Origin of the sequence: Clostridioides sp. ES-S-0010-02 (assembly GCA_020641055.1) — a bacterium.
GTDB lineage: Bacteria > Bacillota > Clostridia > Peptostreptococcales > Peptostreptococcaceae > Clostridioides.
On the sequence record CP067345.1, the window covers coordinates 3836692 to 3849018 of the forward strand.

10 protein-coding genes are annotated in these 12327 nt (G+C 28.2%); 3 read left to right on the forward strand and 7 right to left on the reverse strand.

Annotated elements, in window-relative coordinates; translation table 11 throughout:
* Nucleotides 1-453 precede the first annotated feature (453 nt).
* Together JJC01_17815 and JJC01_17820 are read left to right on the forward strand one after the other, a co-directional pair.
* Nucleotides 454-3288 carry a sigma 54-interacting transcriptional regulator gene (locus tag JJC01_17815; protein UDN57993.1) on the forward strand — a complete coding sequence of 945 codons (2835 nt, stop codon included), beginning with the start codon at nt 454-456 and terminating at the stop codon, nt 3286-3288.
* Between the two features lie 41 nt (nt 3289-3329).
* Nucleotides 3330-4574: a D-alanyl-D-alanine carboxypeptidase gene (locus tag JJC01_17820; protein ID UDN57994.1), complete on the forward strand. Its 1245-nt coding sequence runs from the start codon at nt 3330-3332 to the stop codon at nt 4572-4574.
* A 369-nt stretch (nt 4575-4943) separates the two neighbouring features.
* On the opposite strand, the gene JJC01_17825 is transcribed toward JJC01_17820, so the two are convergent.
* The 7 genes from JJC01_17825 to JJC01_17855 all read right to left on the reverse strand — a co-directional run bounded on the left by JJC01_17825 (nt 4944) and on the right by JJC01_17855 (nt 11148).
* Nucleotides 4944-6329 carry a HAMP domain-containing histidine kinase gene (locus tag JJC01_17825; protein ID UDN57995.1) on the reverse strand — a complete coding sequence of 462 codons (1386 nt, stop codon included), beginning with the start codon at nt 6327-6329 and terminating at the stop codon, nt 4944-4946.
* A complete protein-coding gene (locus tag JJC01_17830; protein UDN57996.1) occupies nt 6322-6969 on the reverse strand; it encodes a response regulator transcription factor in 648 nt (215 codons plus the stop codon). Before JJC01_17830 ends, JJC01_17825 begins: the two co-directional genes overlap by 8 nt.
* Before the next feature lie 487 nt (nt 6970-7456).
* Entirely contained in the window at nt 7457-8296 is an 840-nt protein-coding gene (locus tag JJC01_17835) for a PTS system mannose/fructose/sorbose family transporter subunit IID (GenBank protein ID UDN57997.1), read from the reverse strand.
* Nucleotides 8297-8320: 24 nt separating this feature from the next.
* On the reverse strand, nt 8321-9079 hold the full coding sequence (locus JJC01_17840; protein UDN57998.1) for a PTS sugar transporter subunit IIC: 759 nt from the start codon (nt 9077-9079) through the stop codon (nt 8321-8323).
* 43 nt (nt 9080-9122) lie between these two features.
* On the reverse strand, nt 9123-9596 hold the full coding sequence (locus JJC01_17845) for a PTS sugar transporter subunit IIB (GenBank protein ID UDN57999.1): 474 nt from the start codon (nt 9594-9596) through the stop codon (nt 9123-9125).
* A gap of 28 nt (nt 9597-9624) precedes the next feature.
* On the reverse strand, nt 9625-10041 hold the full coding sequence (locus JJC01_17850) for a PTS sugar transporter subunit IIA (protein UDN58000.1): 417 nt from the start codon (nt 10039-10041) through the stop codon (nt 9625-9627).
* A 54-nt stretch (nt 10042-10095) separates the two neighbouring features.
* The gene (locus JJC01_17855; protein UDN58001.1) at nt 10096-11148 is read right to left on the reverse strand and encodes a galactitol-1-phosphate 5-dehydrogenase; all 1053 of its coding nucleotides are present in this window, start codon (nt 11146-11148) and stop codon (nt 10096-10098) included.
* A gap of 397 nt (nt 11149-11545) precedes the next feature.
* On the opposite strand from JJC01_17855, the gene JJC01_17860 reads away from it, so the two are divergent.
* Nucleotides 11546-12226, forward strand: coding sequence for a phosphoribosylaminoimidazolesuccinocarboxamide synthase (locus JJC01_17860; GenBank protein UDN58002.1), 681 nt, complete (start codon nt 11546-11548; stop codon nt 12224-12226).
* Nucleotides 12227-12327 lie beyond the last annotated feature (101 nt).

Sequence of the window (12327 nt, forward strand, 5' to 3'; positions counted from 1 at the left end):
TTTTCTTTTCATTATTTTTGTTTCAATAAAAAATTATCTCTCCACCTAGTATTCATTTTATTAATTCTTCATTGAATACTTTAAAATCTACTATAATTTATGATTTACAATAACTATAATTTTAAATCTGTACACTTGCAAATTGCTCATAAGATAATAATTAATTTTTATGTTTATTTAAATAATTAGTTTTTATATTTATATGAACATTAAATAAAAGTGCTACATACATTACAAAGTTTATACTTATCTAATATAACAACATAATGCCTTATGTAAATCCATAAAAATCCATATCTCATATAATGCAACTATTATTTTAACACCAACTACTACACAAAACAACATATTAAAAAGTAAAATACAAAATATCCACTATAAACCTTATTTTAATATAAAATATATATTATAATATATTTTATATAACTTAAATATAAAGAAAGGGAGTACTATATGTTAAGAAAAGATAAAGTTTTATTATCACTACATAAGTTATGTAATAATATAACTTTAAAAGACCTACAATCAGAGAAAACAGGATTTACTACTCTTGAAGTTGCTAACAATTCATCTCTTGATAGAAGTAATACTAGTAAAGAATTAAATAATCTATACAATGAAAAGAAAGTTGTAAAAATATCTGGTAAACCTATTTTATTTTTACATGCTGGTATTATTGAAAATTTGATTGGTCGTACTTTAAATAGCTCAGAATATTCTATAAGCAATTGTAATGAACTATTTAAATCAACTAAAAATGATTCAGAGGATATCTTCTCAACATTACTTGGATATGATTCTAGCCTTAAATTAGCTATAGAAAAAGCTAAATCTGCCATACTTTACCCTCCAAAAGGTCTTAATACATTACTTATAGGGCCTACTGGTGTTGGAAAAAGTACATTTGCTGAAACAATGTACAAATATGCTATAGAAAGCAAAGTCTTTTCTTCTGAAAGTAAATTTGTAGTATTTAATTGTGCTGAATACGCAGAAAATGCTAACTTACTTCTTAGTAATTTATTTGGTTATGTTAAAGGTTCTTTTACTGGTGCTAACAAGGATAAATTTGGGATAGTTGCACAGGCTAATGGTGGTATATTGTTTTTAGACGAAATACACAGATTACCCCCAGAAGGTCAAGAGATGCTTTTTCTTTTGATGGATAAAGGTATATACAGACGATTAGGAGAATCTGATGTCGTACACAGAGCTACAGTCTTTATTGTGTGTGCTACAACAGAAGATATACAGTCTTCCTTACTTGGAACTTTTCTAAGAAGAATTCCTGTTACAATTAACCTACCTGCTTTACAGGATAGGTCTTTAAAAGAAAGATTATCTCTCATTAAGTATTTCTTCATTATAGAATCTAAATATACTAATGCAACTATAAGAGTTCATAAAGATGTAATTAAATCATTACTACTTTATGACTGTTTTGGTAATATAGGTCAACTTAAGTCTGATATACAACTTATGAGTGCAAGAGCATTTTTAAATTATAAGACTGAATTAAAAGATAACATAGAAATAGACTTGTCTCTTGTTCCTGACTATATTTACACTGGTCTTTTAAAGTTGAATGAAAATCGCAGTAATTTAAACAAATTATCAGAACTTGATTATATGCTTTTTTATGAATTCAATGGTAACAACTTAGAAGTTGAGTATACAAAAGAACTATCTAAATACAATATAGATACATCAAACAATGGATTTAGATACTCTACAGAGATTCCTTATCTAGAAAATGATATAAGGAGTATGTTTATAAATTATATGGAGAAATACTCTACAAAATTACTTTCAGTATCATCAGTGACTCATTCTGATTATACAAGTAATGAGATTTTTAAAGTAATCAACCCAAAGATTTACTATGCTGTTGAACACTCTTTAAAAGAAGCTGAAAAAATATCTAGAAATAAATATACAAAACAGACTTATGTTGCTCTTTCAATGCATATAAGTGCTCTAATAGAAAATATAAACCAGGATACATATAATCCTAAGTACAATCTATATAATGATAAAATTTTCTTAGAGAAAGATTTAAATATAGCTAAAATAGTTTTAAGTATAATTGAAAATGACCTACAGATATCTTTACCCAAAGATGAAGTAAAATTTATATCTATGTTTCTAAATAGTACATACCTTGAGCCTAATAATCACGCTGAAAGTATTGGAGTTATAATACTTGCTCATGGAAATTCAACAGCTAGCAGTATGTGTGATGTAGCCAATTCACTACTTGGTACAAACCATTGTAATGCAATTGACATGCCTTTGGATGTGAAAGTAAGTACTATACTTGACAAAGCTATAGAATTGGTAAAAGAATGTGATAAAGGTAAGGGAGTACTCCTTTTAACAGATATGGGTTCTCTTATAGCTTTTGGAGAACTTATTTCAGAAAAGACAAAGATTAAAACACGCTCTATTGAAATGGTGTCTACTCCAATAGTTTTGGAAGCAGTAAGAAAAAGTACTCTACCAGAAATGACCTTAGATGAGTTAGCTAACTCTTTAAGCTCTTTAAATCCATATATTGGACGAGCTGCAATTGACTCATCAGAAATAGATTACCCTGAAAAATCAAGAGATTATGTTATAATAACTACTTGTATAACAGGTTATGGTTCAGCTATGAAAGTTGCAGACTTTATAAATTCTTCACTTAAAAATATTAATAAATACAATATTAACTTAGTTCCTCATAATATAGAGAGTTTTAAAATGTATAGGAATAAATTTAGTAATACTAAAATTTTAGCAGTTGTTGGTAGTGTAGACTTTAATGTTGCTAACACTCCATTTATACACATAGAAGAACTTCTAAATGGATATGGGCTTGATATGTTAAACAAGATAATAGAAGGTACATTCAATGCCAACATTATCACTAATATAAAGGAAACAAATCTATCATATAACAGCTTAATAATAAACTTTATGTCTCAGAACTTAGAATTATTGGACTCAGTTAAATTATTCAACTATGTTAATTCATCATTATTTTCAATAATAGAGTTAATAGACGAAGACCTTAAGAGTAAATTTAAACTTGGATATATATTACACTGCTCTTTTATGATAGAAAGATGTTTTAAAAATACAACTTTTCCATATAATAACATTACTGATTTAATTGGTAAAAATTATAAATTATATGAATTAATACGAGAAGCTTTTAAAACAACTGAAGCTTACTTTAATATTTCGATACCAGATGAGGAAATTGCTTATATAATAGATATGATTAATGAATATCTAAATAAATAAAACTGATAGTTCCTATCTTGCGCACATAATTAGTATATGAAATGGAGGATGAAATTTTGAAAAGAAAAATAAAACACTTAGCAATACTTGCATTAATTTTTACATTTATAACACCTGGATTCTCATTTGCAGATAATCCACCAGTCCCAAATTCGTCAAGGGCGGCATTGCTTATAGACCAAGATACTAGAAGAATATTATTTGAAAAAAATAGCGACGAAAAAATGCCTCTAGCTAGCTTAAGTAAGATGATGACATTTTTACTTGCAATAGAGGCAGTAGATAAGAATCAAGTTAAAGAAACTGATATAGTAAAAATAGACAAGTCTACAGCTTCTGTTGGAGGTTCTACTTGTAAGCTTAAAGATGGAGATGAAATACCTCTAGGAGAGCTTATGCAGGGTCTTATGCTTGTTTCTGGAAATGATGCAGCTATGGCCATAGCAAAATACATTGGTAAAGATGAAAAGAGTTTTGTAGATATGATGAATAAGAAAGCTGAAGAAATAGGAATGCATGATACGTATTATTTTAATCCAAATGGTCTTCCTAGATATACTGACCCAGAACGTAAAGAGCCTCCTATAGAAAACATATCAACAGCTCATGATATAGTTACTCTTGGAAAGTATATGTATGACCATTATGAAAGTCAGGTTACTAGAATAACTACTATGCAAGTTTATAATGATACTAAAAAGGATTTTACACACTACAATACAAATCCTCTACTTGTTTCAGTTCCTGGTGTAGATGGAATAAAGACAGGTTATACAGATAATGCTGGATATTGTTTTGCATTTTCTATGATGGTTCCTAAAGATGCTAAAAATGAAAGAAATCATAGATTAATAGGTGTTGTGCTTGGTGATGGTAATAAGAAGAGTAGAATTTCTTCTTCTGCTAGTTTATTGAAATATGGTAAAGATAATTTCCATTCTAAGAAGATAGCTCATAAAGGAGATACTATAGAAACTCCTTGTGTTGATGGTATTGATGATTTTAAGATAAAGGTTAAAGTGGATAAAGATTTATATGGTGTTGTTTCAGATAATGAGAATATCAATCCTAAGATAGTGTTTAAGAGCATGAGCTATCCTATCAATAAGGGAGATATTGTTGGTGTTGCAAAGTATTATAATGATTCTGGTAAGTTTGTTGGAAGTGTTAATGTGAAAAGTGAAAGCAATATAGGGTGTATCCCTTTGAAGGACAAGATTAAGATTAAGGTTGCTAAGATAAATAGAGAGCTTGAAGGTAAAAATTCTGTTTGTTTTAAGGCTTAGTGCTTAGATAAAAGTTAAGAGATTGAATGAAAGTTGAAAGAGCTCCACTGTATGGTGGGGTTTTTTGTTGTTGTGTTTTTACAAAAAAATTAAAATAGTGGCAACAATTGAGGATGTGAGGGAGAGTTGCCACTATCTATATAGGGTATTATATTATGTTTTTAAGCTAGTTTTTACTATCTTCTATGTTTATATAATAACTCTTGTGTGTGAATTTAATAGAGAATTCATGTGAATATTATGTGAAGTTTTATTTTTATCAAGATAATATTTAGAATATAATTTAAACCTGTAATCATATTTCAAACAACAACTTTATCCATCAGGGAAATAAATTAATTCAATGTATTCTTATAAAATAATACACAACTATATAAAGATAATATAAAATTCTATCTTTCCATCACAAATTTCAACCTTATATCTAAAATTATTTTCTTCAAGTATAGTCTTAACTATTGTAAGACCAAGACCAGTACCTGAAAGTTCTTTACTTCTTGACTTCTCTAAGACATAAAAAGGCTTCCATATATCATCAATATCATCTTCTCTATCATAATCTATTCCATTTTTTATAGATAAAATAATCTTATCCTTATCTCTAAAAAGATTAATCTCTATCTCATTATCACTAGTATACTTTATTGCATTACTAATCAAATTATTAAGTACCATGTCTATACTATCTTTATCAGAATTTATTATAAGATTTTTATCTTCTATATCGCATTTAACACTTATATTATCCTTAGATATCAATAATTCATAATTTTTTAAATTCTTAAGCAGTCTTTCCTTTAAATCTACTTCACACAAACTAACTTCTTTTTTCTCATATTTAGCCCAATATAAAAGAGTATTTATTGTATTAGACATATTTTCTGCCTGTTCAATTATTGTATCTGTATAAGTACCATCATCCAAACCATCTTTCATACCTATAGCATATGCTTTTATAAGTGCTATTGGAGTTTTCATTTCATGAGATGCATCAGATATAAAAGATTTTAAATTTTCATTTCTTTTATTTAATTCATTGTGTGCCTTTTCAAGCTTCACACTCATTATATTTATGCTATAAGCTAACTCCTCTATTTCATCATTCGTTTTTATAGCCTCAGTTCTAAAATTTAACTCAGATATATCCTTCGATAAAAGCTTTAACTTTTCCATAGGTCTTATAATTCTGTTTGACAGTATAAATGTAAGTATAGTTATTATAATTACTGAAAATATCCCCATTATTATATTAAATCTATTTACTATACCAATTGTTTCTTCTGAATGTTCTATTGGTATAGATATAGCAAATAAATAATTATCCTTTTTCATAAACTTTACTAGTAGACTATATTTGGTTTTTCCCTGATTATATATTTTATTAATACTTTTATTGTCAATATCTTTTAAAACACTTCCTTCAATCCAAAATTTATTTAAGCTCAAACCTTTATTCCAAAAAGCGTCTAGCAAATCTTGATTTATTTTATCCATACTATTTTTATTTTTGTAATTTTTATCTAATGTTACATATACAATGGCTGTATTACTTTTTTCTTCAATTAATTCAATATTTGACTTTAATTTATTCATATCCTTATGTTTTATTTCATTTTCAATGTTGTTCAATACATTTCTTTTTTCATGTAAATAATACCTATGAATAAACATACTATTTATAGCTATAGATATTATATAAACAACTACAACTACTATTGATATACTTATAGATAGCTTCTTATTTAGTTTAGTCATCAAAATCCTCCAGACTATACCCTAATCCTCTGTAAGTTTTTATTATATCTTCTCCTACTTTTGTTCTCAGTCTTCTTATATGAGTATCTACTGTTCTAAAATCTCCATCATAATCCAATCCCCAGACTAAATCTAAAAGTCTTTCCCTAGATAAAACTATTCCTTTATTATTTACTAAGCAATGTATTAATTCCAATTCTTTTTTAGTCAATAGTAGTTCATCATTACCTTTAAAAACTTTATTTGACTCAAAATCTATTTTTAAATCTCTTATATTAATTGTATCTTTATAATTTACCAATTTCTTAGCCCTTATTATTAAGACTCTAGGGTCAAATGGCTTTTTAACATATTCATCTGCACCTATATTGAGTGCCTCGATTTCATCTTCGCTTTGACTTTTAGCTGTCAACATAAGTACCTTTGTGTTACTATTTTCCTTTATCTCTTTACAAACCTCTATTCCATCAATTACTGGCATCATCCAATCCAGTATTGCTAAATCTATTTTATTTTCATAAAAAACATCTAAAGCCTCTTCCCCATTTTTTGCAGTAAATACATTGAAGCCTTCTTTTTTAAAATAAGCACAAAGTATCTTAATCATACTCACTTCATCATCAGCAATTAATACATTCATATATTCACATCCCTAAATTTATTATATTTCATATTATATCCATTGTTTCAATTATATAAAATATATGTTACAAGAAGTTTACAATTATTACTAAATACCAATATAAAATAGAGTACAGATAAGCTTTAATACTAAATCTATAAATTTAAACACATAGTTAACTCTGCAAAATTTTTAAATATAATTGTTACTCTCTAAATATTAATATAAAGCAGAAACCTACAAAATAACTCTTCTATATAAAATTAATATTTTTATCCAATCCCATAAGATTTTATACATAAATAAAAAAGTATCTCACCTATGATTTAAAAATCATTTTGAGATACCTTTTACAAAATTATATATTCTACACTACTTATCTAAGCTTAAAACTTAAAGCTTAAATCTTAATCTATTAATAATCTAATTTACCCTAATTGCTATTGTATTTTATAGATATAGCCAATTTATCTAAAATCCTCATCAATACATCATATGCATTTATTTAAAATAATCCTAATATACCTGTAATAGCACCTACCACTATCAATATACCCATTATTTTTATTGGAGAAAGACCTTTCTTTAAAGCAAAGAGTACCAATAAAGTAAGTACCAAAGGAATTAACCCTGGAAATATCTTATCAAGTAAATCTGTCTGAAGACTAAATTTAAAATCTCCACTAGTATAACTTATTGGTGTAGATAAATTAATAAATCTACCTACTAGTCCGCCCATAACTAAAGTCCCTAGTATAGAAGCACCTTCTATAACTTTATTTACTATTCCACCCTGAAGTATACTTTCAACAGCTTTTTTACCATACTTGTATCCATTTGTCCACATTCCAAATGAAATTGAAGTCATTATTATATATTGAGCCAATACAAATAATATCGGTCCTGCAATTGATGCTCCTCCCTCAGTTAAACCAATACAAACAGCTAATACTATAGGTGTTATAACTCCTTGAGTTAAAGTATCTCCAATACCTGCCAATGGTCCCATTAAACCTGTCTTTATGGCATTCATACCATCACCACTTATTTCATCTGCACCATTAGCTTTTTCTTCTTCCATAGCTATTGTTATTCCATGTATAACACATCCACATATAGGCTCTGTATTAAAAAATGCCAAGTGAGTTTCTACTTCTTGCTTTAACTCTTCTTTATCTGGATATAACTTTTTAAGTACTGGTAACATTGAATGTGAAAATGCTGTTGATTGTAATCTTTCATAATTGTAGTTAGATTGTGCAAAGAAAAACCATCTTAGCCATGACTTTATCACATCTTTTTTGCTTAACGTTTTCTTAGCTACTTCACTTTTTGTATCTGACATAATTTTTTCCCCTTTCTTATATATTTAAGATGTCGCACCATCTTTTCCATATTTAATTGAAGTAATTGTAAGAGCAAGTATTACTCCAATAACAGATATTACTATTATATCTACTTTAAAATAAACAGCCATTAATATACCTAATATGAAAAATGGCATAGTAAACTTATTTCCAATTAATTTTAAGTTCATAGCAATTCCTAACGCTGGTAACATAGCTCCAATTACATTGAATACATGTAACACATTATCATTCATTACTTCTAACATTCCATCTATTGCATTTGGCCCAAAATAAACAACTAATAATGCTGGTATAAAACTCATTACAAACAATAGTATCTGAGGTGGAACTATATTTATAAATGCTACTTTATCTATATTTCCTTTTTGAACCTCTCTATCTGCCCAGTGTGCAAAAAAAGAATTGACTGTCATTTTACCTATCCAAAGTACAGTTGCAACAGTACCTAATGGAACAGCTATTGCCATTGCAGTACTTACATCCAAATTAGATGCTATAGCTAAAGCAGTCCCCACATATCCTGCAAAAGCTGGGTCTCCCATTTGAGCCCCTCCTGCTGATATGAATCCTAAATATATCATATTTATACCTGCACCTATAATTGCTCCTTGAACTGGGTCTCCTAGTATAATTCCTGTTACAAATCCAGCTAATAAAGGTCTATTCCATGTAAAAAATCCAACATAAGTTAGCCATGGACTCCAAGAAAGATAATAAAAAATTGCTATTAAAACTGCTTGAATTAGTGAAATTTGCATGTTCTTCCTCCTTATTTAATTTTAAATATTTACAAAATAGGTCTTACAACAATGTTCCTACATCAATTTTCTTTGCATCTGGAACTATTTGTATAAAACACTTAACATTCTTTGATATTAATTCCCTAAATATTTCTTTCTCTTCATCTGATACTGATATATTCTTATAAAAACTTTTTCTTCCAAGACCAGCACCCATACCCCCAACATTTAATTCTTTTAAATCTACTCCATTATTTACTAGACCTAAAACAGTTTTAGGATATTTAACTAATACTATTAAATTTTCATCTCCATCATATGATTTTAAAACTTCAGAACCTGATTCTATATCATGCACTTCAACCTTAACAGTTGAAGGTGCTGCCATTTGTAATACTTGAACTATAAAAGGGTCTTTTACAACTAAATCATCTACTATTACTATCCTCTTTGCTGATGTAATCTTACACCAAGCAGTTATAACTTGCCCATGTATTAATCTATCATCAATTCTTGTTAATGCTATATTGCTCATAATAATTCCTCCAAAATTTTAATTTATTTTATATATTTAAAGCTGCTTTTACATCTTTAATTCCTGAAACTCCAACTTCTTCACATAAATTTTTTAAATCTTTTAATTTCATAGTATCTCTGTTTAAAAACAGCTCTAAAAGCATAGGCAAATTTACACCTGTTAAACATTCTAATTCACATTCCTTAGCAAATTTATTTATTATAACAGCAGATGTATTGAAAGGAGTTCCTCCATAAAAATCAAGTAATACTAAAATACCTTCATCTTTATATTTTTCAATTCCATTTTCTAATTTTCTACTAAACTCATCTATACTGTCACCATGGTTTAATCCTAAAGTTTCTACTTTTTCTTGTTTCCCTACTATTAATTCAGCACTTTCTAACATTGCTTTAGCCATATTCCCATGTGCAGCTATAATTATTCCTGCCATATGAATCATACCTCTCTTAACTTTTTTATATACATTATAAATTACTATCTTTATTGCTCTACCTTAATTAGCCACATTAATCATTATCTTACCAAAGAAAATGTCTCTTTTGTATATTTTTTCAAAATAATCTGGCACTTCATCTAAGTTTATTCTGTGTGTCACCAATTTCTCAACATTCATGTCACCTTTTTGCATATGATACAAGCCAGCACTCCATTCTTTTCCTGGAAATGGAAATGAATTTCCAAACCAAGTTCCTTTCACAGTTAGCTCACTTCTCACTATCTTCTCAAATTGTTCTCTGCTTAAAGCTACATCTCCATATGGTACTCCTGCATACAGTACTGTCCCACCTTTTTTGGCTAATAATAATACCTGACCACATGTCATTGGAGTTCCTGCTGATTCAATAACAATGTCTGCTCCAGCTCCATTAGTTAATTTTTTTATCTCTTCTACAATATTTTTTTCTTTTGCATTTATACAAATATCTGCTCCTAATTCCTTCGCTAATTCTAATTTCTCATCAAATACATCTATAGCCACTATTTTTGTAGAACCAAATATTTTTGCCCATTGTATTGAAAATAAGCCTATTGGCCCTGTTCCAAGTACTACAACAGTATCTCCTACCTTAGTTTCTGACCTAAAAAGTCCATGCCCTGCTATACACACTGGTTCTAAAGCAGCAGCCGTTTCATAACTTATTTCTTCTGGTATTTTTATCAAATTTCTTTCCTTTACCTTTGTATATTCAGCAAAACATCCTCCAAGCTCTTTATTGCCTATTATTGCTACATTATTACATCTTGAATACAACCCTTTTTTACATTCATCACATTCAAAACATGGCATAGCTGGACAAACAGCAACTCTATCTCCTATTTTAAAATCTTTTACTTCTATACCAACTTCTGCTACTTCTCCTGAAAATTCATGTCCTAAGATTTCTCCCACCATATGAGGGCCTGTCTTTGAGTATTTTGATATATCAGAGCCACATATACCAGCAACTTTTACTTTAACTATTACATCATCTTTTTCTAATATTTTAGGTATATCTGCATTCTCTACTCTTGTATCTCTTACACCATAGAACTTAACTGACTTCACATTAACCACCTCTATTGTTTATTTTATTTAGATATATACTCATCTTTTTTATGTAAAATATATAGAGCAATTTTTATGCCAACATTTGTAAATATAGTTTTCATGCCATTTATCACACTGTTATTATATGTGTGTCAAAGTGTGTCAAAAAATTTTCCTACAAAAACTTATGTGTGTTAATACAAATGACACTCACTTTCTTTCTGAGTACTTTTCTAAATTTTTTCATAAAATGTACTTTTTTTATTATTTTTATAAAAATGTTCGGAAAAATTCTCTATTTTTGTGATATAATATTAAATATAAGGCATCAATATAGATTTTTATACGAATACCAGAACTTTTTTGACACTAATGCCTTATTCAATATAATAATTTAATATTTTGGAGGTTGTTTATGAAAAAAGTGTATCAAGGAAAGACTAAAGATGTTTTTGAATTAGATAATGGAAATTTCTTACTTAAATTTAAGGATGATGTAACTGGCAAAGATGGTGTATTCGATCCAGGTGAAAATACTGTAGGGCTAAGCATAGATGGAATTGGTAAGGCTAATTTAGAAACATCTGTTAAGTTCTTTGAAATTCTAAACAATGCTGGAATTAAAACTCATTATGTAAGTGCTAATTTAGAAGATGCAACTATGGAAGTGTTACCAGCAAAAGTTTTTGGTAATGGATTAGAAGTTATTTGTCGTTATAGAGCTGTTGGTAGTTTCTTACGTCGTTATGGTTCATGTGTTGAAGAAGGAGCTAAGTTAGACTGTTATGTAGAAGCAACTTTAAAAGATGATGACCGTTGTGACCCACTTATAACATCTGAAGGTTTAGAAGCTTTAAATATTATGACTCAAGCTCAATTTGATTCAATGAAGAGTATGACTCAAAAAATTTCTAACATAGTTCGTGATACTATAGCTGAAAAAGGACTTGAACTTTATGATATTAAGTTTGAATTTGGATTCTACAATAATGAAGTAATATTAATAGATGAGATAGCATCTGGAAATATGCGTGTTTATAAAGATGGTGTAATAGTTGACCCTATGGATTTAACTGCTTTATTATTAGCAAAATAATTATACAGAATATATACATATAATTTTCAAATACAAATCTAATAAACTTATAAATAAAAACAAGCTATGAATCAGAAATTCTATAAAATATCAATTACTTT